29 protein-coding genes are annotated in these 22,763 nt (G+C 65.1%); 2 read left to right on the top strand and 27 right to left on the bottom strand.

Annotated features, from left to right (window positions below):
• Nucleotides 1-32: 32 nt before the first annotated feature.
• The 4 genes from AC1DXS_RS15615 to AC1DXS_RS15600 form a co-directional block, all read right to left on the bottom strand.
• Complete coding sequence (locus AC1DXS_RS15615; protein ID WP_477738395.1) at nucleotides 33-1,136, bottom strand: sulfotransferase family protein; 1,104 nt, start codon at nucleotides 1,134-1,136, stop codon at nucleotides 33-35.
• Between the two features lie 104 nt (nucleotides 1,137-1,240).
• The gene (gene cysC / locus AC1DXS_RS15610; RefSeq protein WP_477738394.1) at nucleotides 1,241-1,918 is read right to left on the bottom strand and encodes an adenylyl-sulfate kinase; all 678 of its coding nucleotides are present in this window, start codon (nucleotides 1,916-1,918) and stop codon (nucleotides 1,241-1,243) included.
• A gap of 259 nt (nucleotides 1,919-2,177) precedes the next feature.
• Complete coding sequence (locus AC1DXS_RS15605; protein ID WP_477738393.1) at nucleotides 2,178-2,777, bottom strand: flavin reductase family protein; 600 nt, start codon at nucleotides 2,775-2,777, stop codon at nucleotides 2,178-2,180.
• A gap of 10 nt (nucleotides 2,778-2,787) precedes the next feature.
• A complete protein-coding gene (locus AC1DXS_RS15600) occupies nucleotides 2,788-3,237 on the bottom strand; it encodes a VOC family protein (protein WP_477738392.1) in 450 nt (149 codons plus the stop codon).
• 113 nt (nucleotides 3,238-3,350) lie between these two features.
• On the opposite strand from AC1DXS_RS15600, the gene AC1DXS_RS15595 reads away from it, so the two are divergent.
• A complete protein-coding gene (locus tag AC1DXS_RS15595) occupies nucleotides 3,351-4,238 on the top strand; it encodes a LysR family transcriptional regulator (protein WP_477738391.1) in 888 nt (295 codons plus the stop codon).
• Between the two features lie 12 nt (nucleotides 4,239-4,250).
• Here the strand turns inward: AC1DXS_RS15595 and AC1DXS_RS15590 are convergent, their stop codons facing one another.
• The 9 genes from AC1DXS_RS15590 to hemN form a co-directional block, all read right to left on the bottom strand.
• The gene (locus AC1DXS_RS15590) at nucleotides 4,251-4,634 is read right to left on the bottom strand and encodes a VOC family protein (RefSeq protein ID WP_477738390.1); all 384 of its coding nucleotides are present in this window, start codon (nucleotides 4,632-4,634) and stop codon (nucleotides 4,251-4,253) included.
• Nucleotides 4,635-4,644: 10 nt separating this feature from the next.
• Nucleotides 4,645-4,833, bottom strand: coding sequence for a hypothetical protein (locus AC1DXS_RS15585; protein WP_477738389.1), 189 nt, complete (start codon nucleotides 4,831-4,833; stop codon nucleotides 4,645-4,647).
• Between the two features lie 83 nt (nucleotides 4,834-4,916).
• Complete coding sequence (locus AC1DXS_RS15580) at nucleotides 4,917-5,123, bottom strand: DUF3606 domain-containing protein (protein ID WP_477738388.1); 207 nt, start codon at nucleotides 5,121-5,123, stop codon at nucleotides 4,917-4,919.
• Nucleotides 5,124-5,337: 214 nt separating this feature from the next.
• The gene (locus AC1DXS_RS15575; RefSeq protein WP_477738387.1) at nucleotides 5,338-5,742 is read right to left on the bottom strand and encodes a DUF1801 domain-containing protein; all 405 of its coding nucleotides are present in this window, start codon (nucleotides 5,740-5,742) and stop codon (nucleotides 5,338-5,340) included.
• A gap of 33 nt (nucleotides 5,743-5,775) precedes the next feature.
• Nucleotides 5,776-6,198, bottom strand: a complete 423-nt coding sequence (locus AC1DXS_RS15570; protein WP_477738386.1) for a DUF1801 domain-containing protein — start codon at nucleotides 6,196-6,198, stop codon at nucleotides 5,776-5,778.
• Nucleotides 6,199-6,237: 39 nt separating this feature from the next.
• A complete protein-coding gene (locus tag AC1DXS_RS15565; protein WP_477738385.1) occupies nucleotides 6,238-6,648 on the bottom strand; it encodes an SRPBCC family protein in 411 nt (136 codons plus the stop codon).
• Nucleotides 6,645-6,968, bottom strand: coding sequence for an ArsR/SmtB family transcription factor (locus tag AC1DXS_RS15560; protein WP_007874391.1), 324 nt, complete (start codon nucleotides 6,966-6,968; stop codon nucleotides 6,645-6,647). Before AC1DXS_RS15560 ends, AC1DXS_RS15565 begins: the two co-directional genes overlap by 4 nt.
• Before the next feature lie 105 nt (nucleotides 6,969-7,073).
• A complete protein-coding gene (locus AC1DXS_RS15555; RefSeq protein WP_477738384.1) occupies nucleotides 7,074-7,763 on the bottom strand; it encodes a sulfite exporter TauE/SafE family protein in 690 nt (229 codons plus the stop codon).
• A gap of 6 nt (nucleotides 7,764-7,769) precedes the next feature.
• The gene (hemN, locus tag AC1DXS_RS15550) at nucleotides 7,770-9,152 is read right to left on the bottom strand and encodes an oxygen-independent coproporphyrinogen III oxidase (protein WP_477738383.1); all 1,383 of its coding nucleotides are present in this window, start codon (nucleotides 9,150-9,152) and stop codon (nucleotides 7,770-7,772) included.
• 333 nt (nucleotides 9,153-9,485) lie between these two features.
• On the opposite strand from hemN, the gene AC1DXS_RS15545 reads away from it, so the two are divergent.
• On the top strand, nucleotides 9,486-10,577 hold the full coding sequence (locus AC1DXS_RS15545; protein WP_477738382.1) for a fatty acid desaturase: 1,092 nt from the start codon (nucleotides 9,486-9,488) through the stop codon (nucleotides 10,575-10,577).
• Between the two features lie 15 nt (nucleotides 10,578-10,592).
• Here AC1DXS_RS15545 and AC1DXS_RS15540 read toward each other — a convergent pair whose 3' ends face one another.
• From AC1DXS_RS15540 to AC1DXS_RS15475, 14 genes are all read right to left on the bottom strand, one after another.
• Entirely contained in the window at nucleotides 10,593-11,378 is a 786-nt protein-coding gene (locus tag AC1DXS_RS15540) for a helix-turn-helix domain-containing protein (RefSeq protein WP_477738381.1), read from the bottom strand.
• Nucleotides 11,369-11,812, bottom strand: coding sequence for a response regulator (locus tag AC1DXS_RS15535; protein ID WP_477738380.1), 444 nt, complete (start codon nucleotides 11,810-11,812; stop codon nucleotides 11,369-11,371). The genes AC1DXS_RS15540 and AC1DXS_RS15535 overlap by 10 nt, the downstream gene beginning before the upstream one ends.
• A gap of 127 nt (nucleotides 11,813-11,939) precedes the next feature.
• Nucleotides 11,940-12,773 (bottom strand): universal stress protein, encoded by an 834-nt coding sequence (locus tag AC1DXS_RS15530; protein ID WP_477738379.1) that lies wholly within the window; start codon nucleotides 12,771-12,773, stop codon nucleotides 11,940-11,942.
• Nucleotides 12,774-12,883: 110 nt separating this feature from the next.
• Nucleotides 12,884-13,528 (bottom strand): response regulator, encoded by a 645-nt coding sequence (locus AC1DXS_RS15525; RefSeq protein WP_007874381.1) that lies wholly within the window; start codon nucleotides 13,526-13,528, stop codon nucleotides 12,884-12,886.
• Nucleotides 13,525-14,799 (bottom strand): PAS domain-containing sensor histidine kinase, encoded by a 1,275-nt coding sequence (locus AC1DXS_RS15520; protein ID WP_477738378.1) that lies wholly within the window; start codon nucleotides 14,797-14,799, stop codon nucleotides 13,525-13,527. Before AC1DXS_RS15520 ends, AC1DXS_RS15525 begins: the two co-directional genes overlap by 4 nt.
• 73 nt (nucleotides 14,800-14,872) lie before the next feature.
• Entirely contained in the window at nucleotides 14,873-15,151 is a 279-nt protein-coding gene (locus AC1DXS_RS15515; RefSeq protein ID WP_477738377.1) for a hypothetical protein, read from the bottom strand.
• Nucleotides 15,152-15,193: 42 nt separating this feature from the next.
• Nucleotides 15,194-15,451: a nitrogen fixation protein FixH gene (locus tag AC1DXS_RS15510; protein WP_477738376.1), complete on the bottom strand. Its 258-nt coding sequence runs from the start codon at nucleotides 15,449-15,451 to the stop codon at nucleotides 15,194-15,196.
• Nucleotides 15,452-15,461: 10 nt separating this feature from the next.
• Entirely contained in the window at nucleotides 15,462-16,889 is a 1,428-nt protein-coding gene (ccoG, locus tag AC1DXS_RS15505) for a cytochrome c oxidase accessory protein CcoG (RefSeq protein WP_477738375.1), read from the bottom strand.
• A gap of 7 nt (nucleotides 16,890-16,896) precedes the next feature.
• Nucleotides 16,897-17,814, bottom strand: coding sequence for a cytochrome-c oxidase, cbb3-type subunit III (gene ccoP, locus AC1DXS_RS15500; protein WP_477738374.1), 918 nt, complete (start codon nucleotides 17,812-17,814; stop codon nucleotides 16,897-16,899).
• 60 nt (nucleotides 17,815-17,874) lie between these two features.
• Entirely contained in the window at nucleotides 17,875-18,012 is a 138-nt protein-coding gene (locus AC1DXS_RS15495; protein ID WP_122956404.1) for a cbb3-type cytochrome oxidase subunit 3, read from the bottom strand.
• Between the two features lie 11 nt (nucleotides 18,013-18,023).
• Nucleotides 18,024-18,653, bottom strand: a complete 630-nt coding sequence (gene ccoO, locus AC1DXS_RS15490; protein WP_477738373.1) for a cytochrome-c oxidase, cbb3-type subunit II — start codon at nucleotides 18,651-18,653, stop codon at nucleotides 18,024-18,026.
• A 34-nt stretch (nucleotides 18,654-18,687) separates the two neighbouring features.
• Entirely contained in the window at nucleotides 18,688-20,121 is a 1,434-nt protein-coding gene (gene ccoN / locus AC1DXS_RS15485) for a cytochrome-c oxidase, cbb3-type subunit I (protein WP_477738372.1), read from the bottom strand.
• 65 nt (nucleotides 20,122-20,186) lie between these two features.
• Nucleotides 20,187-20,324, bottom strand: a complete 138-nt coding sequence (gene ccoS / locus AC1DXS_RS15480; protein WP_007865537.1) for a cbb3-type cytochrome oxidase assembly protein CcoS — start codon at nucleotides 20,322-20,324, stop codon at nucleotides 20,187-20,189.
• Nucleotides 20,325-22,610 (bottom strand): heavy metal translocating P-type ATPase, encoded by a 2,286-nt coding sequence (locus AC1DXS_RS15475; protein ID WP_477738371.1) that lies wholly within the window; start codon nucleotides 22,608-22,610, stop codon nucleotides 20,325-20,327.
• Nucleotides 22,611-22,763: the final 153 nt, after the last annotated feature.

The raw sequence follows: 22,763 nt of genomic DNA, 5'->3' as shown, positions 1-22,763 counted from the left end.
TGCAATTTCGCCGCGTTCGTTATAGAAGAGTTTCACGCAATGCGAGCTGTATCGCGTGCATTAGCCGCAACGGCCATCGGCAAATCGTCCAGGCGATTGCGTACCTGCTGCAGATAGTCCGACCGGAAACGGCGCAAAATGAAATCCCGGTAATCGTTGTGTTCCAGCTCGTGCCAGGCGCGCCGCTTCGCGATCCCGGAGCATTCGCGGGAGTCCGCCATCATGCTGTCGCTGATCGCTGCCTGTGCCTCAGTCATCAGTTCATAGCCGTAAAGCGCCATGTAGTCGCGCGCCAAGGTCTCGATCACTTCGATTTCCTTCATCGAAAGCTGCGTTTTGAACTTGTCGGCGTTGGCGGCTATCGGCGCGAAACAATTCGAAGCCCAGAGCGCCGACATATGGGATAGCTGCTGCGCCTCGTGCGAACGCGTGACATCCAGCATTTGCGGCAGGTACTCGATGCCGAAGAAGCGGCAGATCTTGCGCAAGGTGCTCTCCTGGTCGGCAAGAAAGTCCTCATAGCGCACGGTGAGCACCCGTTCCGGATAGCGCTCCGCCAGTGACAGCGCCACGCGATACGCATCAACCCATGCCATCGCGTTCAGGGTGGCATCGAAGTCGTGGATGATGGCGCGGGTCATGGATGCCACCTGCGCGCGCGGATCCCGCACGACATTCAGGAACAGCAGTTGCGGAAACAGGCTCATCAACTCGTCCGCGTAGTGCACGCTGTCCAGCGATTTATCCATGACGATTCTTGCACCCTGCAGCTCCCCGGCGCGTAGCAGCAACTCCCAGACGACGCGATGCACGCTGCGCCTTTCGAGGCGTATGGCCTCGAATATCTGCCTCGGATCGAATACCACGTTTGGCCATTTGACCGGGCTTGCTGCCTGCAAACCCACCACGTCCACCACCATGCGGAAATACGCCCGGTCATCGGAAAGATCGCCATAGAGCGGCACCAGCGGCATGAAATCCACGATATGCAAGGGATAGGGCGAGTAAAAGTGCGGATTGAAGCTCAGGCGCAAGCGCAACGCATGGCTGCCGCAGCGCCGCAGCGGGATCATCAGCACGGGCCGTGGGCGAGAGTGCGCAGGCGCACCGCTGTCTTTTTCTGCTGCTACCTCCATATGCCTCTCCTGTTATTGTTTACATCGAGCCAGCTGAATCAGCCAACGCAAGACGGCCAGGGAATTTTCAATCAATGGCCATGAGGCCAGCTCTGCGTTGCAGCTCAATGGAAGCAGCGCTGCGCAACAAGGTCGAGCAAGGTACGGGTCGAATCTTGCAAGGGCAAGGCGTCGGTGTCGAGCACCAGGTCAGGCAGCAGCGGTGTTTCGTAAGGAGACGAGATGCCGGTGAATTCCGCAAGCTGTCCGGCGCGTGCCCGCATATACAGCCCTTTCGGGTCGCGCTGTTCACAGACGGTTGCCAGCGTACTGACATGGACTTCAACGAATCGTGCATCACCGATGATGGTTCGAGCCATGTTCCGGTCGTCCCGGAACGGCGAAATCAAGGCTGTGATCACGATCAATCCGGCTTCGTTCATCATGTGCGCGACTTCGGCCGTGCGTCGAATATTCTCACGCCGCTCTGGCGCAGAGAATCCCAGGTCTTTGCTCAGTCCATGGCGCAGGTTGTCCCCGTCCAGAACGAAGCAAGGGTGGGCGAGATCCAGCAGCATGGCTTCCAATGCGTACGCGAGCGTGGACTTTCCTGCACCGCTCAATCCGGTCAGCCAGACCGTGGCCGGGGCGTGCCCAAGCAAGGCTTGCCTGCATTGCTCGGTGACCGAGCCGGCATGGTAGAAAACATCTGTGCCAGGCACGCTGCGGCCCTGTTCTGAAGGCTTTACGGCCGCTGCGGTAATGTCAGTCGCGGAGTCCTTCGTCACATCGAACATACGCATAGACGTTCTCATGCTGAGAGTTCCTCGCTTGAATACGTTCATCCGCAAATCTGGATGTTGCGCAAGCGCAATATCGGCGGGTCAATATCAGACAGAAGCGCGCACAGGCCACCAAAGGCTAAGCACAAGATACTCTGCGGGGACGATTAGTCAATACTACCTTCGTCTATATAGACGTTATTGGGCAATATTACCTTCGTGCTGACGGCCCGGTTCTGGTTTCAAGGCCCTGTTTGATGGAAGGGGCCTCAGGGGGTTTTTATGGCTGTATGCCACGCATCGTCGCGGCATCCCCCGCATAAAACATCCCGCCCGACCTTACAAAATTGCCGCCGCCCAGGTGATGGATGGTCTGCAGCTCGCGGTTGTCGTCACCGAAGCGCCAGTGCCCGTGCTGGAATACACGTTCATCGGCGGCTGCGGCGACCACCTCCGCGAAACAGGTGTCATACGCGTCTTCGGTATGCGGCTCGGGAATCAGCCGGCATTCCAGCCAGGCCGCGCAGCCCTCCTCCAGCAAGGGCATGCCCAGGACAGGACCGCTGCGGGCCTTCAAGCCGTAGTGCGCGAATTTGTCGAGATCGCGTCCGGACTCGCTGCCTACGGCGTGCGTCAAGGCGGCCAGTGTGCTGCCCGGAATGCAGATGCCGAAACCGCCACTCGCCATGATGAGTTCACGCGTGTAAGTTTTCTTGTCGATCACCACCGAGATACGCGGCGGCGTGAACTCCACCGGCATGGACCAGGCCGCGGCCATCACATTGCGCGCCGTACCGTGCGCGCTGGTCACCAGCACCGTGGGGCCGTGATTGATCAGCCGGCTCGCATGCTGCAGGGCCACCGCCTTGAAATGGCTCATGTCAATCACGTCACTTGGCAAAGAGGTTGTCGAGGCTGGCAAAGGCCTTGAACTCTATGGCGTTGCCGGACGGGTCCAGGAAAAACATGGTGGCCTGCTCGCCCGGCTCGCCTTTGAAGCGCACATAAGGCTCGATGACAAATTTCGTGCCGCCTGCCTTCAGGCGCGCAGCCAGCACATCCCACTCGGGCAGGGACAGAATCGCGCCGAAGTGGCGAACCGGAACGTTGTGGCCGTCCACTGCACTGGTCTGGCGATGGCCGCACTCTTCCGGCGCCAGATGCGCCACGATCTGGTGGCCGTAGAAATTGAAGTCCACCCATTCATTGGAGCTGCGGCCTTCGGAGCAGCCCAGGAGCTCGCCGTAGAACTGGCGCGCCACGGCCAGGTCGTGGACGGGGAAGGCCAGGTGAAAAGGCGGAAGAACTTTGGCGGGAGTGGCGGTGTTGGGTGCGGTCATCGTGAGCCTTCGGAAATCATGAAAGCCTTACTGTAGGGCGATTCATGAAGTTTGAAAAACGATATATATTCAAACTGAGGATCAATAATTTCGATGAATCAAAGCCCTCCCCCATGATCACCGAGCTCAAAACCCTGATCGCGGTCGTGCGCCACGGCGGCTTTTCCGCGGCCGGCGAACAGATCGGCCTGACCCAGTCCGCCGTGAGCAGCCAGATCCAGCGGCTGGAGGAGTCCCTGGGGATGGCGCTTTTCGACCGTACGCGGCGCTCCGCCGTGCTCAACGAAGCCGGCGCCAGGGTGCTCGCGCGCGCCGAAGATATTGTGGCGCTGTATGCCAGATTAGGTGATGTGGGCGGTGATGAGGAACTCGCCGCCACCTTGCGCATAGGCGCCATTGCCTCGGTGCAATCCTCGGTGCTGCCGCGCGCGCTGGCGGCGCTGCGCAAAGACCATCCCAGGCTGCTCGTCAACATTCTTCCCGGCGTGTCCATGAAGCTGATGGACCAGCTCGACAGCGCCGAGATCGACGCGGCCGTCATGATCCGGCCGCCCTTCGGCATCCTGCCTGAGATGAGCTGGCAGCCCTTGATGCAGGAGCCCTTCAAGCTGCTGGTCCCCAAAAACAGCAAGGGCCGGGACTGGCGCAAGCTGCTCGAAACCCAGCCTTTTTTGCGCTATGAGCGCACCTCTTTCGGCGGGCGCCTGGTGACGCGCTTTCTGCGCGACAACAAGCTCAGCGTGCAGGACGCCATCGAACTCGACGAGATCGCGGGCCTCATGAAGATGGTCGCCGAAGGCCTGGGGGTCGCGCTGGTGCCCATGGTCGAGGCCTACCTGCCCCTGCCGCCGGGCGTGCGCGCAATTTCCCTGGGCGACAAGACTTTTTACCGCGAGATCGGCATCCTGCGCAAAGGCCTGGGCTCGCGGCAGCCTGTGGTCATGGCCCTGGAAAAACACCTTCGCGAGGCGATACCACCGGCAACCGGCGCCAAGCGATGACCTGGCGGCTGGCTAGCCGCCCCAGACATTGGCCTGGCTCTCAAAGCCCGCCCGCTGCGGACGCACCACGCAAAAGCGCTGGCCCGTCGGCGCCTGCATCACCCACCATCGCTTGACCTGTGCGACACGGCGCGCCCCCAGGCTTTCGAGACGTTGGACTTCCGCTTCGATGTCGTCGGTCTCGATGTCGATGTGCACGCGGCTGGGATGCGGGACGGATTGCACCAGCACCGTCACCTCGCCCGGCGGTGTGCCCAGTTGCCGGTACTTGGAATTGTCGGGGTCGGGAAGTTCTTCGGGCGCCCAACCCAGGGCTTTTGACCAGAAGGCGGCGGCCGCGTCCAGGTCGTCGGTCTGGCAGTCGATGACCAGGGTGGCCAGCCGGCTTTTGTGCATGGCCTGTGCTTCAGAACTGGTCGAGAAGTTTTCTCAGCACAGGCGCGATGAGGAGCACCGCGTAGCCCGCCATATGCACCGCGGCGAGCGCGCAGATGCCGAGCGCCAGGCCGACCAGGAGATCGGTGGTGCTGGACGCTTTTTGTTCTTCCCCTGGCGTGGGGGCCTCGATCACAGGGGGATGGATTAAAGTGTTCATGTCGCATCATCCGCAAACAAAATCATTCATGGGGTCGGGTGATGCCTTGTCTCAGGCTCGGTGGAAAACCTACAGGGAAACCCTCAGTCCTCCAGCATTTCCGGCGTTTCCCTGCGGCGGCGAAAATAGCGCCTGACCTGCTCGGGCTCGCTTCCCACGGCGTAAACGGCCGCGCGCAGTTCGTGCTCGGTGCATTGCAATTCAGCGCACCAGGCCTGCACGACAAGCGGGACAAGCAAGGTGATGCGGTCAACCGCCGCGGCGGTTGGGGGAGCTCGCGAAACCATCATGGTTCTCCCTTCAGGTGGGACAGTTCATGCTGCCGGAGTGCGCCAGGCCTGTTCCCAGGCCCGGATACATCCTGCTACATGACTCTGCTACCTTTTGGGCTATACCGCATCCCCCAATTAGAGGAGGCGGCCGGAAACGCAAGCTTACGGATTCAGGGGTTCAGCCTGGTTCGGCTGTCCGGCCGGCAGCTCGCGCCGCCGTGGACCGCCGGGACTAAGGCTTGCCGTTCAGCGCCGCGGCGGCGCGCACCAGTGCCTTCAAGGCCTTTTCATCGATGGTGTCGCCTTCGTGGATATCGATGGCGCGACGGGTATTGCCTTCGAGGCTGGAATTGAAGAGGCCTGCCGGGTCCTCGAGCTTCGCGCCCTTGGCGAAAGTCATTTTCACGGCGCTCTTGTAGGTCTCGCCGGTGCAGATGATGCCGCCGTGCGACCAGACCGGGACCCCGCGCCATTTGAGCTCCTCAACCACCGCGGGAAGCGCTTGCTGGATGATCTTGCGGATGCGGGCCAGCGTCTCGCCGCGCCAGTCGCCGAGCTCACGGATCTTCAGGTCTATCTGCGCGGAGGCGGAGCCGCCCTCGCTGGCTTTCGCGTCGCTGCTCGTCGCTTTTTTCATGGTGGATATAGCTTTCTTCAGGGTTTTAGCCGATCACATTGTTTCGCCGGGCAATTCGCTGGCCTGCCGGATCCAGGCGGCCAGTTGGGCCTCGTCGAACTCGCCGTCTTCCAGGAGGTGGACATAGCGGGTGTCCCGGCTCTTTGACTCGACCGGAGGCAGGGGGCGCAAAGAGCTGCCGCGAAAAAAGGCTACTTTGACGTAATTCGTGAAGCAATGAAAGCTCAGGAACCAGCCCTGGTCCGCCACACCGTAAAACGGTGAGTTCCATTTGACGGCCTTGTGCGTACCGGGCACGGTGCGCATGATCAGCGCGTCCAGGCGCCGCCCCACATCGCTTTTCCAGCCCGGCATGGCCGCGATATAGGCTTGCACCGGCGCGTCGCCCTCGCCTTTGGCGATCTGCGGGTTGCCGCCCGCGAGCAACGCAGGCTTCGCGCCGGTTTTTTGGGCCATTGTTTTTATCTCGGGGCCTCCTGGCGAAGGATGCGTGCTTCAATCCGCCCGCGCCAGCACCTGCTCCAACTGGGCGAAAAACTGTTGCCAGCCGTGTTTTGCACCCTGGTAAGCCTGTTCCTGGTCGGTGCGAAAGCCCGCCTGCTCCATGCGCAAACGGGTGCCCGTGCCGGTGGGTGTGAGCGTCCAGGTGACCACGCTCTCCAGGCCGTAGGCGGCCCAGGTGTAGGACAGCGTTTTGTCGGCTTCGACGGTTCGCACCTCGCAGTCCACGGAGCCCCAGTCGGCGCTGAGCTTGAAGCCGTGGCCCACAACGGGCTGGAAGTCGTTCTTCATGAGCCATTCCGCGATCAGGTGTGGCTGCGTCAAGGCGCGCCAGATTTTGGCCGGCGGGTGGGGAATCTCGCGTTCAACAACAACGGAGCGTGTTTCGGCGGCGGTTTGGGTCATTGGTCCATCCTTTTCAACAGTGATTCAAGGTCGTCGAAGCGTTCATTCCAGAACGCGCCATAGGTGCTCACCCAGTCGCGCAGCGGCGCGAGCGCCAGCGGCTGGGCGCTGTAATGCGTCTCGCGGCCCTGCTGCCTGTCGTTCACCAGCCTGGCTTGCTTGAGCACGCGCAGGTGTTTGGACACCGCGGGCTGCGACACACCGGCGCGGTCGGTCAAAGCGCGCACGGTCTGCTCCCCGTCGCGGGCCAGGCGTTCAAAGATCGCCCGGCGTGTCGGGTCGGCCAGGGCTTTGAAGACTTCGTTCGCGAGGGCTTGCATGGTCAAATCATAACCAAGCGGTTATTGATTCGTCAAGCACCGGCCCGGCCGGTTCAATGGATCGCCGGTTCAATGGATCAAATGTGAGAAAAGGTGACCGGCGCTTCAGGCCAGGCCGCACCACTGGGCGATGCGGTGTGTCATGTCGCCCCACAGCCCGTAAAGGGCGGCCAGCACCAGCACGCCGCCGCCCGCGCGCACGCCAAGCTGTCCGCCCAGGCCGTTGCCGGCCTGCCGCAACCCGGCCAGCAGCCGCGGCGCCAGCAGCAAGGAAACGCCGCTGCCCAGTGCAAAGGCCGCCATGGCGAGTGCGCCCTGCAGCGCGTCGCCGCCCAGCGAGGCCACCAGCAGCGCCGAATACAGCAGGCTGCAAGGCATAAAGGCCCACAGCGCGCCCACCGAAAACATGCCGCCCCGCGATGCGGCCACCGCACCCAGCCTGGACCAGGCCGAGCGCCCTGCCCGGTCCGCCCAGGCCGGCTGGCTGGCCTTCACCACCAGCATCAGGCCCCAACCCAGCACGGCAAGATGAAACAGCGTCCATACCGGCTTGAACGCGGCGGCGTGTTCCGCCATCCAGGCAAGGCTTTGCACCGCCGCGGCGGCGGCCGCGCCCGCAGTGGAATAGCCCACAAGCCGCCCGGCCTGGAAGAGCAGCGGCGATGGCGGCCGCTGCTTTGCGTCCATGCGGCCCATGTTTCTCAGCCCGCCGCAGGCCGCGCCGCACATCACGGCGCAATGCGGTCCTCCGGCCAGGCCCATCAGCAAGGCCGTGGCGGCAAGCGCGTAGCTCATGGGCGCCTAAATAATGCGCGAAAAGCGGCTGCGGTTGAGGTCCGCCTGCAGGTAGCGGTCGAACACCATGGCCACCGCCCTCAAGACGAAACGGCCCTCGGGCGTGACGCGGATGCCGTTATCGGACAGCACGACCAGGCCGGCGTCCTCCAGTTCGCGCAGGCGTTCAAGCTCCGCCGCGAAATAGCGCTTGAAGTCCAGCATCCAGGCAAGCTCAACCGATTCAAACCACACCTGGCCCTGGCACATGATGGCCATGATCACCGCGCGCCGCGCCAGGTCGTCCCGGCTCAGCGCCAGGCCGCGCGTGACCGGGAAACGTCCCTGGTCCAGCAGGTCGCAGTACTCCTCCATGGTTTTGGCGTTCTGGCTGTAGCTGGCGCCTACCGCGCCTATGGCCGACACGCCCAGGCCCAGCAGGTCGCGGTCGGGCTGGGTGCTGTAACCCTGGAAGTTGCGGTGCAGCCGGCCCTCGCGGGCGGCCACGGCCAGGGCATCGCCGGCCAGCGCGAAATGGTCCATGCCGATGTACTGGTAGCCCGCGCCCTGCAAACGCGCCATGGCCTCGGCCAGCATGGCGGCCTTGTCCTCGGCCGCCGGCAGCAAGGCCGTCGGGATGTGGCGCTGCGGCTTGAAGCGCTCCGGCAAGTGCGCATAGGCATAAAGCGCGATGCGGTCCGGCCTGAGTTCCTCGACCTGGCGTATGGTGCGCGCGAACGAGGTCTGCGTCTGCCGCGGCAGGCCGTAAATCAGGTCGACGTTGATGGACTCAAAACCGAGCGCGCGTGCCTGGGCAACCAGCGCGAACACCTGCTCCGCAGGCTGGACACGGTGCACGGCTTTCTGCACGTCGGGATCGAAATCCTGCACGCCGAAACTCAGGCGGTTAAAACCCAGGGCGGCCAGGGCGGCAAGCCGGGCCTGGTCCACGGTGCGCGGATCCACCTCTATGGACAGCTCCGCGCCGGCCACGATGTCGAAATTGCGCCTGAGCATGTCCATCAGGCGGGCCAGTTCTTCGTCGGAGAAAAAAGTCGGCGTGCCCCCGCCCAGGTGCAGCTGGCTGACGGTCTGGCCGGTGCCCAGGTGCGCCGTGTACAGCGCGACTTCGCGCTCCAGGTAGCCCAGGTAGGCGGCCGAGCGCCCATGCTGTTTGGTGATGATCTTGTTGCAGGCGCAGTAGTAGCACAGCGATTCGCAAAACGGGATGTGCACATACAGCGACAGCGGCGCGGCCGACGCTTCGGCCCGCGAGCGCCTGTCGTCCAGCGCGCGGCCGTGGTCGGCGGCGCTAAAGGCCTCGACAAAGCGGTCCGCCGTGGGGAAGGAGGTGTAGCGGGGGCCCGAGATGTCGAAACGCTTGAGGGCCTGGGGTAATACCGCGGACATGGGGTGTTTCAACCTAGAAACGGCGGCTGGATGCGTTGTCATCCAGACCGGTATCGTTAACGAAGAGGAAAAATTCAGTGTTCATGGGGCCCTCGAGAGGTTTACAAGCGGTCGACTGCGGTTTCCGGGTTCACGAATGTGAGGCCTCCACTGTGCCGCCGCTGCGCCCCGACCGCGTTGATGTGGATCAACGGCGGTGCAAGGCGGGCCCCGCGCCGGCGCGATTGCCTTGCGCTTGACCTGCGTCAAATCCCGGCGAAGGGAGCGCCCTAAGCTGGCGGCTTCCCCATCGCCCCGGGCCCGACAGCCCCCGGCGCCTACCTTTGATCCCTCATGCACTCCACCCAGATCACCCAAGCCATCACCCCCGCAACGCCCCTTCCCCATCGAAAAATCCTGCGTTCCTGGCTGGCCCCCATCACGGCCAAAAACACCGGCATCGCCCTGGCGCTGTCCATGGCCGACTTTGCGCTGTTCGCCGCCTGCATGGCCGGCGCGGTGCTCGCGCGCCATCCCGCGCTGCAGGTGCTCATGGGCCTGGCGGCCGGCTTCATGATCGCCAGGCTGTTTATCCTGGGCCACGACGCCTGCCACCAGAGCTTCACGCCGCACCGCCGGCTCAACCGCTGGCTGGGCCGGCTGCTGTTCCTGCCCTCGCTCACGCCCTACAGCCTGTGGGACGTGGGGCACAACGTCGTGCACCACGGCTACACCAACCTCAGCGGCTTTGACTTCGTCTGGCAGCCCGCGACACTGCAGGCCTATGAGCGCATGCCCGCCTGGAAACAATGGCTGGAGCGCGCCTACCGCAGCGGCTGGGCGCCCTGGCTTTACTACGCGGTGGAGATCTGGTGGAAGCGGCTTTACTTTCCGTCCAAAGCCGTGATGCCCACCCGGCGCGGCATTTTTGTCGCCGACAGCCTGCTGGTCACCGTCGTCGCCGCGGCCTGGGTCGCGGGCCTGGTGATGGCTGCGCCGGCCACCGGCCAATCAGCCGGCTGGCTGCTCGCCGTCGGCTTCTTCCTGCCGCTGCTGGTGTGGAAGGCCTTGATGGGTTTTGTGGTCTATGTACACCACACGCACACCCGCATCGCCTGGTACGACAACAAAAAAGACTGGTCGGCCGCCAACCCCTTTGTCTCCACGACCGTGCACCTGCGCTTCAACGGCTTTTTCGGCGCGGCGCTGCACCACATCATGGAGCACACCGCGCATCACGTGGACATGGGTGTGCCGCTGTACCGCCTCAAGCAGGCCCAGGCCGTGCTGGAGGCCAGGCTGCCGGGCCACATCGTGGTGCAGCCGTTTTCCTGGCGCTGGTACTTCGGCACGGCGCGCCGCTGCAAGCTCTATGACTTCGAGCGGCAGCAGTGGACCGATTTTTCCGGGAGGCCGACTTCAGAGGCCATGGCCGGCCCGGTTTAGGCCGGGAACAGGTTCTTAATGAACCCGCGTCTCGAAGATGCTCGTGAGCGCCGCGGCATCGAGGATGCGGATATGGCGCTTGTCGACTTCAAGGATGCCCTGCTGCTGGAAGGCCGAGAAGGTGCGGCTCACGGTCTCCAGCTTCATGCCCAGGTAGCTGCCGATTTCGGCGCGCGACATGCGCAGGTGGAACTCGCTGGGCGAGTAGCCGCGCAGCTTGAGCCGCTGCGACAGGTTCAGCAAAAAGGCGGCCAGGCGCTCCTCGGCATTCATGCTGCCCAGCAGCATCATCAGGCTGTGCTCCCTGACGATTTCGCGGCTCATCAGGCGGCTGACGGCCTGCTGCAGGTCGGCGCTGGTCGTCGCCAGGGCGCTGATCTGGTCGTAGGGGATGGTGCAGACCTCGGTGTCCTCGAGCGCCGTGGAGTTGCTGGCATAGGCGCCGTTGGCGATGCCGTCCAGTCCCATCAGTTCACCGGCCATGCGAAAGCCGCTGACCTGCTCGCGGCCGTCCGCCAGCGTCAGGCTGGATTTGAAGGTGCCCATGCGCACCGCGTAGATATTGCGGAAGGCCTGGCCCTCGTGGTAGAGCGCCTGCCCCGCCTTGATCTTGGTACGGCTGAAATGGAGCTCGTCCAGGCCGTCCACGTCGGCCGGCTTCATGCCGCAAGGCAGGCACAGGTCGCGCAGGTTGCAGTTTGAACAGTGGGTCGTCAGCGGCGGAATCGCCTTGATCGGCAAGGTCTTGCTGAAATTGAGCGGCTGCGAAGCAGTGCCGGCCGATGGATGGGCTAGTGACATGACGGCTCCTTGGATTGAGAGAAAGAAACGGATTGATCGGGATGCTGGGCTTGCGCAAGCCTGGCCACGGCTTTCACCTGGCCGGCGAGGTCGTAGAACTCGGCGTGCTTGTCAAGAAAGCGGGCGGCACCGGCGGCCAGGTAGCGCGTGCGGTAGGCCGGCTCGGCGTGGTTGCTCAAGACGATGAAAGGGATGCCCGGCGCGGCCGCGAGGACGGCTCGCAGCACCTGCATGCCCGTGCCCTTCTCGAACTGCACGTCGAGCACCACCACCTCGGGCCGGACTGCCAGGATGCCGGATATCGCCGACTCCGGCGTATCGGCCTGCCCCGCGATTTCCATGCCCTGGTTGAGCAGCATCGCGGCCACCCGGCTGCGGCTCAGCGCCGAATCATCGGCCAGGAAAACCCGGATGGGCGGCGTGGAATGTTGCATGCCCCTACTGTCGCGCAGGCGGCGCATTCGGGACATCGGGCTTTGCTGAAAGCCCGGCTCGGATAAAGCTGGTTTGCCCGCGCCTGGGCTCCTAGCCCGGCTCGGAATTTTCCTAGCAGCCCAGGCTCTAGTGCGCCATCAGCACCGGCAGCGTCATGCTTTTGAGCACGGTGCGGGACGCGCCGCCCAGCACCCATTCATGGGCGCGGGTATGGCCGTAACAGCCCATCACCAGCAGGTCCGCCTGCAGGTCGAAGGCGCGCGACAGCAGCAGCTCGCCCAGGTTTTCGGGCTCAGCCGCTTCGTGTTGCCAGCCGGCCCGCACGCCGTGGGCCTTCAGGTAGGAGACGATATTCGGGACTTCACCGGCGGCCGCCGCCGGGTCGGAACCCCAGCTCAGGACATGCACCGCGCCGGCCTTGCGCAGCAGGGGCAGCGCCGCCGTCACGGCGCGCGCGGCCCCGGGGCCGGGCTTCCAGGCGATCACCACAGTGCCCGGCAAGCCGGGTTTCGCCGAGGTATAGGGCAGCACCAGCGCCGGCCGACCGCTCAGGGCAATCACGGTTTCCGGGAAATCCGCGGGCATCAAGGTGGACCAGCCCTCGCCCGGGCCGTGCTGCCCCAGCACCAGCAGGTCGGCATACAGCGCCTGCTGCGCGAAAGCCGGGGCCAGTGGAAATTCATGGATTTCCGCCCAGGCGACCGGCAGTCCCGCGGGCTTGAGCTGGTCGAACACCGAGCGCGCCCGCGCCAGTTCGGTGTCCTGCGTGTTTTCGCGCTTCACGGCCAGGCCGGGAATGCCGGAGGCCACCGGAAGCGCCTCAGAAGCCGAAGGCGAGGCATACAGCGCCGTGATGCCGGCGCCGTGCAGGGCGGCAAGCCGGCCGGCAAATTCAAGGCGCTGCGCGAATTGCGGCGTGGCATCGGCGTGGACCAGCAGTTGTTTGAGTTCGTTGCCCATGGAACACCTCCGGTTCAATCAGGTTGGGATGCCTTGACTGTAGGAAGATTCATCCCCGGCCGTATTGACCCTTGTCAACACAAGGCGCATCCACCGGGAGCCGGCGAGGCTCAGGGGTCCAGCGGCTCGCTCAGCCCATGCTTGAGCGCATAGCGGATCAGCTCGTTCTGGTTTTGCAAGCCCATCTTTTGCATGAGGTTGGTCTTGTGGGTGCTGACGGTCTTGACCGAGAGGTTCAGCCTGGTCCCGATGTCCGTCAGGGAAACGCCGGCTGCCAGCAGCTGCAGCACCTCGAACTCGCGGTTGGACAGGCTTTCGTGCGGCACCGCCTCACTGCCGGGCATGGCGCCCAGCGCGAGTTGCTCGGCCACTTCGGCGCTGATAAAGGCACCGCCCGAGGCCACCTTGCGCAGCGCCTGCTCCAGCTGGGCCGGCGCGCTTTCCTTGGTCAGGTAGCCGCTGGCGCCGTTCTTGATGGCCCGCACCGCGTACTGCAGCTCCTGGTGCATGCTCAGCACCAGGATGCGCAGCTGCGGCTTTTCGGCGCGGGCCAGCTTGATCAGCTCCATGCCGCTGCGCCCGGGCATGGACAGGTCCAGCACCAGCACGTCGAAGGCCAGCTCGCGCACGCGCTGCATGACTTCCGTGCCGTTGCCGGCCTCGCCCGCGACCTCCATGTCCGCGATGGACGACACGATGCGTTTGAGCCCCTCGCGCACGATGGCGTGGTCGTCGGCAATCACAATCCTGATCACGTGATGTCTCCTGTTTCCGGTACCGGGATGCTGACGCGGATGCGTGTGCCCCGGCCCGGCGCTGTGTCGATGTTCACCGTCCCCTGCAGCAGCCGGGCCCGTTCGCGCAGGCCCATCAGGCCCAGCGAACTGGTCTTGCGCGGCGCGTCCAGCGAAAAACCGGCGCCGTCATCGGCCACTTCCAGGACCACGGCCGCGCCCGTCCTCTCGATGCGCACGTCGACCCGCGACGCGCCTGCATGCTTGGCCACGTTCACCAGCGACTCCTGCACGATGCGGAACACGGCCGTGGCATAAGGCTCACCGAGCTCCACGTCCTCATCCAGCGACAGCTTGCACGGCACACCGTGGCGCTGGCTGAAATTGTGGGTCAGCCACTCGATGGCCGGCACCAGGCCCAGGTCGTCGAGCAGCAACGGCCGCAAATCCGAGGCGATGCGGCGCGTGGCAGCGACGGTGGTGTCCAGCAGGCCCAGCATGTCGTCGAGCTTGGCCCGCACGGCATCCGCATCGCGGGGCATGGCCTCCCGGACCCAGGTGGCGTCCATCTTGATCGCCGTCAGCGACTGCGCGAGTTCGTCATGCAGCTCGCGAGCGATACGGGTTTTCTCGCTTTCGCGGATGGCGTGGGCCGCCGAGGCGAAGGCGCTCAATTCTTCGGCGGCGCGCACGCGTTCGGTCACGTCGCGCAGGATCACGGTGTACAGCTTCCCATGCGCGGTGTCCAGTTGCGAGATCGAGGCCTCCAGCGGGAATTCCTCGCCGCTGGCCCTGAGTCCATACAGCACCGTGCCGTCCCCCATGCGCCGCGAGGTCGTGCCGGTCTGGCCGAAATGCCTGAGCTGCCCGCCGTGCGCGGCCTGGTGCCGCTGCGGGATCAGGCGTGTGAGCGGCTGGCCCAGCATCTCGCGCGTGGGCCAGCCGAAGATTTTTTCGGCGGCCTTGTTGTAGAGGATCACGTGCTGCTCGCTGTCCACGGTGATGATGGCGTCCATGGCCGAGTCCAGCAGGCCGGCCAGCCTGGCGTCGGCGCCCTCCAGGGCCTGCTTGCCGGCGCGGTCCCGCGCTGCATCGCGCCCGGCCACCAGCCAGGCGATGCCGCAGGTGGCGRCAGCCAGCGCCGCCACCAGCGGCAGGCCCGGCAGCGAATGCGGGCTGGATACCAGATGGAGGGCGGCCAGCAGCGTCAGGGTCGCCAACACGGCCAGCACAATGGCCGTGGAGCGCCGGCGTTTGGGCACCGCATCGCCAACGTGGGGAAAAAGGGACATGGCGCAGTTCGGGAGTGAGGGCCCGATCTTACCGCCCTGCCCTGTTCCGGACACCGGCGCGCCTGTGCCGCTTTCAGTCCTCATCTGCGGGATCCGCCCGCGTCCGGCGTGAAGCTTCCGGCCCCTCGTCCGGTGCGGGCCCGGCCAGCAGCACGCTCAGGGCGCTGGAGGCCGCGCAGGCAACCCAGAAAACAAAAAACACGGCCGTCTGGAAAGCCAGGCGCGACATCCCGGCCGGCTGCCCGTCCCTGAGCATCTCCTTGGGGTCGAACAGCCCGAACAGCAGCAGCTCCAGCAGGCAGGCCGCCAGGAAGGCCGGCCAGGCAATGCCCAGTATCTTGTTGGCTGACATCACGTTGCCTCCTTTTTTGGGGATTACGGGCCAGCGGGGCCGTCAGGGCCGCGCGGCCCTGTCGGGGGTGGCCGCGTGGTTGCGCCCTTCCAGGGCCGGCGCCAGGGCCCTGGGTTGCCCCGGCTCGCCGATGCGCGAGGCCCGCGCCGGCTTCTGGCCGATGATCACGGCGTCCGGGTATTTGACAGCCAGGAAAACCGTCACGACGCCGGCCACGACGACCATCGCGGGCCCGGAAATCACCAGCCAGACATGGCCGTGTTTCCACCAGGGAGCGGCTTGGGTGGGAATGCTTGTCATGAAAGGCCTTTCATCGTGGAACCAGGAACACGGACTTTTCTTCGACATGGGCGCGTCCGCTTTCATCGGCGACGCGGAACATGATGGGGTGCGAGCCGGCCTCGGCCGAGCCATAGGGAATCTGCAGCCGCACCGCGACCCAGCGCGATTCGGTGGGGCCTACGCCGACTTCGGGCTCCGAGGCGACCGCCAGGCCCTCGAGCCCGGCCGCCACGATGCGATAGCGCTGGGGCTGCTCCGTGGCGTTCATGATCTGCAGGCGGTAGACGTTTTCCAGCTTTCCGCCGGCCGCGATGCGCGAGAGCGCCGCGCGGTCGCGCACCACGTCCACCTTCAGCGGCATGCGCGCCACCAGGCTCCACAGCAGCGCCAGGCACAGCACGCCCAGCAGCGTGGTGTAGACCAGCACACGCGGGCGCAGCACGCGGCGCAGCATGTGTGAGGCGGTCCATTTCCCGGCCAGCGCGTTCTGGGTGGTGAAGCGGATCAGGCCGCGCGCATAACCCATCTTGTCCATCACGCCGTCGCAGACGTCCACACAGGCCGCGCAGCCTATGCATTCGTACTGCAGGCCCTCGCGGATGTCTATGCCGGTCGGGCAGACCTGCACGCACAGCGTGCAATCGACGCAGGCGCCCAGGGACAAGGTGGTGATGTCGGCATGGCGAGAGCGGGCGCCGCGCGGCTCGCCGCGCGCCGGGTCGTAGCTCACGATCAGCGTGTCCTTGTCGAACATCGCGCTCTGGAATCGCGCATAGGGGCACATGTATTTGCACACCTGCTCGCGCAGAAAGCCGGCATTACCGTAGGTGGCAAAGCCGTAGAACAGCACCCAGAAGATTTCCCAGCCGCCCATTTTGGTTTGCAGGAACTGCAGGATCAGCTCGCGCGCCGGCACGAAGTAAGCGACAAAGGTAAAACCAGTCCACATGGCCACGCTTATCCAGAGGATGTGCTTGAACCATTTTTTGACCAGTTTTTCCAGCGAAAAAGGCGCGCCGTCCAGCTTCAGCCTGGCCGTGCGGTCGCCCTCCACCTTGCGCTCTATCCAGAGGAAGATTTCGGTGTACACCGTCTGCGGGCAGGTAAAACCGCACCACAGGCGGCCCGCCACCGCCGTGAACAGGAACAGCGACAAGGCGCTGGCCACCAGCAGGCCGGTCAGGTAGATGAAGTCCTGCGGGTACAGCACATAACCGAACAGGTAAAAGCGCCTGGCCTCCAGGTCGAAGAGCACGGCCTGGCGCTGCCCCCACTGCAGCCACGGCAGGCCGTAAAACACCAGCTGGGTCAGGGCCACAAAAACCCAGCGCCAGCGCGCGAAACGTCCGCTGACCGAGCGCGGGTAGATCTTTTTTTGCGCCTCGTACAGGGATCCGCCTGCCGGCTCGCTCACCGGCACGATGGGAATGATTTTGCGCAAGGCCGGTTGTGTCACTGTCGCCTCAAAGCTTGGCCGCGGGGGCCTTGTTGGACAGCCCCCAGATGTAGGCCGTCAGCACGTGGATCTGCGCTTCCGTGAGTTTGCCGGCCTGCGCGGGCATCTCGTTGGTCTTGCCTTTGTTGACGATGTCGACGATGGCCTGCTCGCCCCAGCCGTGCAGCCAGATGTCGTCGGCCAGGTTGGGCGCGCCTATCGCGGTATTGCCCTTGCCGTCCACGCCGTGGCAGGCAGCGCAGGCCGTGAACTTCGACTTGCCGAGCTGGGCGCGCACCGAATCGTGCGGGCCGCCCGACAGGCTCAGCACGTACTGCGCCACGTTTTTGACGTCCTCGGGTGACCCCACGGCCGCGGCCATGGGGGGCATCTGTCCTTTGCGGCCCTGGGTCAGGGTTTCCTTGATTTTTTCGGCCGAGCCGCCATGCAGCCAGTCGGTGTCGGTGAGGTTGGGAAAGCCCTTGCTGCCGCGCGCGTCCGAGCCGTGGCACTGGGCGCAGTTGTTCATGAAGAGGCGCTCGCCCACGGCCATCGCATTGGTGTCGCCCGCGAGCTGCTCGGCGCTTTTGGCGGTGAACTGGGCATACAACGGCGCAAGCTCCTTGTCCGCCTTGACCATCGCGTTGTCGTATTCGCCGCGCGTGCTCCAGCCCATCTCGCCCGGGTAAGCGCCCAGGCCCGGATAGGCAACCAGGTAGAGCAGCGAATAGATCACGGTGAAGACGAACAGCCACATCCACCAGCGCGGCATGGGGTTGTTGGCCTCACGCAGGTCCTCGTCCCAGACATGGCCCGTGGTGTTATCGCTGCGTTCCGGCATTTTCTTGCGGGCCGTGGCCCACAGCAGCACCAGCGCGCCGATGATGCCGACCAGGGTCAGCGCGGCCACATACCAGGACCAGAAGTTGTCGGTGAAATCGCTCATAAGCCGCACCCGATGCGTTGGGGATTAAAAAATGAAACCTTGGGAATGGCTGGCATGGCCCTAGTCCTGCAGAAAGGGGATCTTTGCGTCCTCTTCAAAGCGCTCGCGGTTGCGCTTTGAATAGGCCCATACCAGCAGGCCTATGAAGGTGGCAAAGCACAGCAGGGTGGCGATGATGCGCAGTGTGTTGACGTCCATGGCGTCCTCCTTTACTTCAGGGCCTTGCCCATAATTTGCAGATAGGCCACCAGGGCGTCCATTTCCGTCTTGTCCTTCACCTCGGCCGCGGCCTGGGCGATTTCGGTATCGGTGTAAGGCACGCCCACCGTGCGCAGGGCTTTCATGCGCGGGGCCATGTCGGCCGGGTTGACGTTCGCTTTCTCGAGCCAGCTGTAGGCCGGCATATTCGATTCGGGCACCACGTCGCGCGGATTGTTCAGGTGGATGCGGTGCCACTCGTCCGTGTACTTGCCACCCACGCGCTGCAGGTCGGGGCCGGTACGCTTGCTGCCCCACTGGAAGGGATGGTCGTAGACAAACTCGCCGGCGACCGAATAGTGGCCGTAGCGCAGCGTCTCGGCGCGGAAGGGCCGGATCATCTGCGAATGGCAGTTGTAGCAACCCTCGCGCAGGTAGATGTCGCGGCCGGCCAGCTGCAGCGGGCTGTAGGGCTTGACGCCTTCGATGGGCGCGGTGGTCGACTTCTGGAAGAACAGCGGCACGATCTCGACCAGGCCGCCCACGGCGATCACCAGCAGGATCAGGATGATCATCAGAAAGTTGTTGGTCTCTATCTTCTCGTGCGAGAAGCCGGCGGTGCTTGTGTCGTCGTTTTTCATGGGATGAGCTTTCTTCGCTTTTGCTTGCGTCTTGTCATGCGTGGGCCAGAGCGGGAACCTGCACCCGCACGGGCCGGCCCTTGGCCACCGTCATGCAGACGTTCCAGGCCATCAGCACCATGCCGCCCAGGTACAGCACGCCGCCGAAGAAGCGCACCACGTAGAAGGGATAGGTGGCTTTCACCGATTCGACGAAGGTGTAGGTCAGGGTCCCGTCGGCGTTCAGCGCGCGCCACATCAGGCCCTGCATCACGCCGGCGATCCACATGGCCGCGATGTAGAGCACGATGCCCACGGTGGCGACCCAGAAATGCACCTCGATGGCGCGCACCGAGTACATCCGCTTTTGCCCGAAGAGGCGCGGGATCATGTAGTACAGCGTGCCCATGGAGATCAGGCCCACCCAGCCCAGCGCGCCCGAATGCACATGGCCCACGGTCCAGTCGGTGTAATGCGACAGCGCGTTGACGGTCTTGATGGACATCAGCGGGCCCTCGAAGGTGCTCATGCCGTAAAAGGACAGCGAGACGATCAGGAAACGCAGGATGGGATCCTCGCGCAGCTTGTGCCAGGCGCCCGACAGCGTCATCACGCCGTTGATCATCCCGCCCCAGCTGGGCGCCAGCAGGATCAGCGAGAACACCATGCCCACCGATTGCGTCCAGTCGGGCAAGGCCGTGTAGTGCAGGTGGTGGGGGCCCGCCCACATATAGGTGAAGATCAGCGCCCAGAAGTGGACGATGGACAGGCGGTAGCTGTAGACCGGCCGCTCGGCCTGCTTGGGGATGAAGTAATACATCATGCCCAGGAAGCCCGCGGTCAGGAAAAAGCCGACGGCGTTGTGGCCGTACCACCACTGCACCATGGCGTCCTGCACGCCGGCATAGGCCGAATAGGACTTCATCCAGCCGGCCGGCACCTCGGCGCTGTTGACCACATGCAGCACCGCCACCGCCAGGATGAACGCGCCGTAAAACCAGTTGGCCACATAGATGTGCCTGACCTTGCGCACACCCAGGGTGCCGAAAAACACCACCGCGTAAGCCACCCAGACCAGCGTGATCAGGATGTCGATGGGCCATTCGAGTTCGGCGTATTCCTTGCCCGTGGTGTAACCCAGCGGCAGGCTGATGGCCGCCGCCACGATGACCAATTGCCATCCCCAGAATGTGAAGGCGGCCAGCCGGGGCGCGAACAGCGGCACGCTGCTGGTGCGCTGGACCACGTAGTAGCTGCTGCCTATGAGCGCACAGCCGCCGAAGGCGAAGATCACCGCATTGGTGTGCAGCGGCCGCAGCCGGCCGTAGCTGAGCCAGGGGATGCCGAAGTTCAGTTCAGGCCAGGCCAGCTGGGCCGCGATGAACAGGCCCACCGCCATGCCCACCACACCCCAGAGCACCGCCGCCAGCGAGAACTGGCGCACCACCGTGTCGTGATAGACGATCCCTTGCGTCGTTTCTTGGTTCATGAAGCACCTTTTGTCTAGATGCTTCAAAGTGTCGGCGCGGCGGGCGGCGCGGCACTTGATACAGGTCAATCACCGTGAAGAATGCGCTCGCCTTCCTGCTCCAGCGCCTCGAACTGGCCGCGCCACACGGCCCAGCCCAGCGCGCCGATGATCAGCAGTGCCAGCACCACGGACAGCGGGATCAGTAAAAACAGGATGTCCATTCAGAGCTCCGGAATGCTTCGCGCCAACCTTGCGGAATTGGCCACCACCAGCAGCGAACTGGCCGCCATGCCGAAGCCGGCCAGCCAGGTCGGCATATAGCCCAGGATGGCCAGCGGCACGCAAATGGCGTTGTAGAGCGCGGCCCACAGCAGGTTCTGGCGCACCACCGCCCGGGTGCGCCGCGCCTGCGTGAGCACCTCCGCCACGGTGAGCAGCCGGTTGCCGGTCATGATGAAATCCGCCCCGGCCTGGGCCAGCGGCACGGCCTGGCCCATGGCCATGGAGACGTCGGCCACGGCCAGCGACGGCCCGTCGTTCATGCCGTCGCCCACCATCAGGATGCGGCGGCCTTCGCGCTGCAGGCCGCGCACGTGGTCCAGCTTGGCCTCCGGCGTGCATTCGGCGAAGCACCACTCGATGCCGGCGCGGCGCGCCAGGCGGGCCACGGCCTGGCCGGTATCACCCGAGAGCAGTTGCACGCGGACGCCGAGCTTGAGCAGCGCGGCCACGGCTTGGGCCGCGTCGGGCCGCATCGCTTCGTCAAGCTCAAAGCCCGCCAAATAATGTTCACCGTCGGACAGGTGTGCCTGCAGCACCGGCACGTCGCGGCCCGGCACGGGCGCGCTGCAAAAGAAGGCCGAGCCCAGGTAGAGGTAGCGCTCGCCGCTGCCGTCCAGCCGCGCGACCTTGCCGCGCAGGCCCCTGCCCGTGACCTCTTCCACCTCGCTGGCCATCCATTCCACACCTGGAAAGCGCGCGGCGATGGCGCGCGAGACCGGGTGCAGCGAATGCCGGGCCAGCGCGCCCGCCATGTCGCACACCTCATCCCGGTTCACGCCGGCCGGTGTGTGCGCCATCACCACGTCCATGCGGTCTTCCGTCAGCGTGCCGGTTTTGTCGAAGATCACAGTGTCTATCGCAGCGCAGCTTTCCAGCGCCTGCAGCTTGCGCACCAGCACGCCGCGCCGCGCCAGCGCGCCCGCGCCGGCCAGCATGGCCGCCGGCGTGGCCAGCGACAAGGCGCAGGGGCAGGTCACGATCAGCACCGACACCGCGACCGCCATCGCATGCGCCTGCCCGAAAGGCCACCACCACCAGGCCGCGCCGGCGGCGGCCAGCAGCACGGCCGCCAGGAAAGGGCTGGCGATGCGGTCGACCAGTTGCACCAGGCCGGGTTTTTCGACCGAGGCCTGCTCCATCAGCGCGACGATTTCGGCGTAACGCGTTTGCGCGCCGACGCGCTCCACACGCACCAGCAGCACGCCCGTGAGGTTGTGGCTTCCGGCGATGACGCCGTCGCCCGCGCGCCGCAGCAGCGGTTTGGACTCGCCCGTCAGCAGCGACTGGTCGACCCGGCTCTCGCCGCCCTCCACTGCCCCGTCGGCCGGAAAGGCCTGGCCCGGCAGCACGCGCACCACGTCGCCGGCGACCAGGCGGCGCACCGCCACCGCGCGGAAACTGCCGTCGGCCTCCCGCCGCTCCACGCTGTCCGGCAGGCGCCGCATCAGCGCTTCGAGCGCGCCGGCCGTGCGGTCGCGCAGGCGCTGCTCCAGCAGGCGGCCCGACAGCAGGAAGAACACAAACATGGGCACCGAGTCGTACGAGGCATGGGAGCCCCAGGGGCTGGCCGGGTCAAAGGTTGCGGCCGTGCTGGCCCCGAAGGCGATCAGCACACCCAGTGCCACCGGCACGTCCATGCCGATGCGCAGGTTGCGCACGTCGCGCAGCGCCGCGGCAAAAAACGGCCAGCAGGAAAACAGCAGCACCGGCAGCGTCAGCACCCAGGAGGCCCAGCCCAGCAGCGCCTGGATGTCGGGCGTGATCTCGCCGGGCGCCGCCAGGTAGGCCGGCGCCGCATACATCATGACCTGCATCATGCAAAAGCCGGCCACCAGCCAGCGCCACAGCAGCAGGCGCTGGGCCTGCCCCCGGCGGCCGGCCAGCAGCAGGTCGCCCGCCGGCAAGGCGCCGTAGCCGGCCTGGCGCAAGGCGGCCATCCAGGCCGAAGGCCGGGTGGCCTGCGGCTGCCATTGCAGCCGCGCCGTGGCGGTGACCCCGTTGACCTGGACCGTGTCCACACCGGGCAATGCGCGCAACACCGCCTCCACCGTGAGCGCGCAGGCCGCGCAGTGCATGCCTTCGAGCGCCAGATACGACTCCCACCAGCCTTCGCGCCCGGCGACGGGCCGGCTGAAACCCTCCCATTCGGCCGGCTCGTCCAGCGCGCTCCATGCGGCGGCCGGCGGCGGCAGGCCGGCGGGAGCCAGGGCGGTGGCGGTTTGCATGACGCAAGGGTAGCCAGCACGGCCCGCCGCGCCCTTGACATGGATCAAGCCCGGGCGGGTGCGGCGCCTCTCTGTGCGTTATCGAACAGTCCGATGCGCGGATGTTTGCGATAAACGCACGACAGGTGCAATGCAGGGCGTGCTGCGGCGTTT

It is taken from the genome of Polaromonas sp. P3_B1 (assembly GCF_056402935.1).
The sequence above is the reverse complement of the archived record's forward strand: the minus strand, read 5'-3'. Positions and strand labels throughout refer to the sequence as shown.

Excerpts from the sequence above, each read along its gene's own strand:
- AC1DXS_RS15615 (WP_477738395.1), bottom strand. The coding sequence starts at position 1,136 with ATGGAGGTAGCAGCAGAAAAAGACAGCGGTGCGCCTGCGCACTCTCGC.
- cysC (WP_477738394.1), bottom strand. The coding sequence starts at position 1,918 with ATGCGTATGTTCGATGTGACGAAGGACTCCGCGACTGACATTACCGCA.
- AC1DXS_RS15605 (WP_477738393.1), bottom strand. The coding sequence starts at position 2,777 with ATGAGCCATTTCAAGGCGGTGGCCCTGCAGCATGCGAGCCGGCTGATC.
- AC1DXS_RS15600 (WP_477738392.1), bottom strand. The coding sequence starts at position 3,237 with ATGACCGCACCCAACACCGCCACTCCCGCCAAAGTTCTTCCGCCTTTT.
- AC1DXS_RS15595 (WP_477738391.1), top strand. The coding sequence starts at position 3,351 with ATGATCACCGAGCTCAAAACCCTGATCGCGGTCGTGCGCCACGGCGGC.
- AC1DXS_RS15590 (WP_477738390.1), bottom strand. The coding sequence starts at position 4,634 with ATGCACAAAAGCCGGCTGGCCACCCTGGTCATCGACTGCCAGACCGAC.
- AC1DXS_RS15585 (WP_477738389.1), bottom strand. The coding sequence starts at position 4,833 with ATGAACACTTTAATCCATCCCCCTGTGATCGAGGCCCCCACGCCAGGG.
- AC1DXS_RS15580 (WP_477738388.1), bottom strand. The coding sequence starts at position 5,123 with ATGATGGTTTCGCGAGCTCCCCCAACCGCCGCGGCGGTTGACCGCATC.
- AC1DXS_RS15575 (WP_477738387.1), bottom strand. The coding sequence starts at position 5,742 with ATGAAAAAAGCGACGAGCAGCGACGCGAAAGCCAGCGAGGGCGGCTCC.
- AC1DXS_RS15570 (WP_477738386.1), bottom strand. The coding sequence starts at position 6,198 with ATGGCCCAAAAAACCGGCGCGAAGCCTGCGTTGCTCGCGGGCGGCAAC.
- AC1DXS_RS15565 (WP_477738385.1), bottom strand. The coding sequence starts at position 6,648 with ATGACCCAAACCGCCGCCGAAACACGCTCCGTTGTTGTTGAACGCGAG.
- AC1DXS_RS15560 (WP_007874391.1), bottom strand. The coding sequence starts at position 6,968 with ATGCAAGCCCTCGCGAACGAAGTCTTCAAAGCCCTGGCCGACCCGACA.
- AC1DXS_RS15555 (WP_477738384.1), bottom strand. The coding sequence starts at position 7,763 with ATGAGCTACGCGCTTGCCGCCACGGCCTTGCTGATGGGCCTGGCCGGA.
- hemN (WP_477738383.1), bottom strand. The coding sequence starts at position 9,152 with ATGTCCGCGGTATTACCCCAGGCCCTCAAGCGTTTCGACATCTCGGGC.
- AC1DXS_RS15545 (WP_477738382.1), top strand. The coding sequence starts at position 9,486 with ATGCACTCCACCCAGATCACCCAAGCCATCACCCCCGCAACGCCCCTT.
- AC1DXS_RS15540 (WP_477738381.1), bottom strand. The coding sequence starts at position 11,378 with ATGTCACTAGCCCATCCATCGGCCGGCACTGCTTCGCAGCCGCTCAAT.
- AC1DXS_RS15535 (WP_477738380.1), bottom strand. The coding sequence starts at position 11,812 with ATGCAACATTCCACGCCGCCCATCCGGGTTTTCCTGGCCGATGATTCG.
- AC1DXS_RS15530 (WP_477738379.1), bottom strand. The coding sequence starts at position 12,773 with ATGGGCAACGAACTCAAACAACTGCTGGTCCACGCCGATGCCACGCCG.
- AC1DXS_RS15515 (WP_477738377.1), bottom strand. The coding sequence starts at position 15,151 with ATGTCAGCCAACAAGATACTGGGCATTGCCTGGCCGGCCTTCCTGGCG.
- AC1DXS_RS15510 (WP_477738376.1), bottom strand. The coding sequence starts at position 15,451 with ATGACAAGCATTCCCACCCAAGCCGCTCCCTGGTGGAAACACGGCCAT.
- ccoP (WP_477738374.1), bottom strand. The coding sequence starts at position 17,814 with ATGAGCGATTTCACCGACAACTTCTGGTCCTGGTATGTGGCCGCGCTG.
- AC1DXS_RS15495 (WP_122956404.1), bottom strand. The coding sequence starts at position 18,012 with ATGGACGTCAACACACTGCGCATCATCGCCACCCTGCTGTGCTTTGCC.
- ccoO (WP_477738373.1), bottom strand. The coding sequence starts at position 18,653 with ATGAAAAACGACGACACAAGCACCGCCGGCTTCTCGCACGAGAAGATA.
- ccoN (WP_477738372.1), bottom strand. The coding sequence starts at position 20,121 with ATGAACCAAGAAACGACGCAAGGGATCGTCTATCACGACACGGTGGTG.
- ccoS (WP_007865537.1), bottom strand. The coding sequence starts at position 20,324 with ATGGACATCCTGTTTTTACTGATCCCGCTGTCCGTGGTGCTGGCACTG.
- AC1DXS_RS15475 (WP_477738371.1), bottom strand. The coding sequence starts at position 22,610 with ATGCAAACCGCCACCGCCCTGGCTCCCGCCGGCCTGCCGCCGCCGGCC.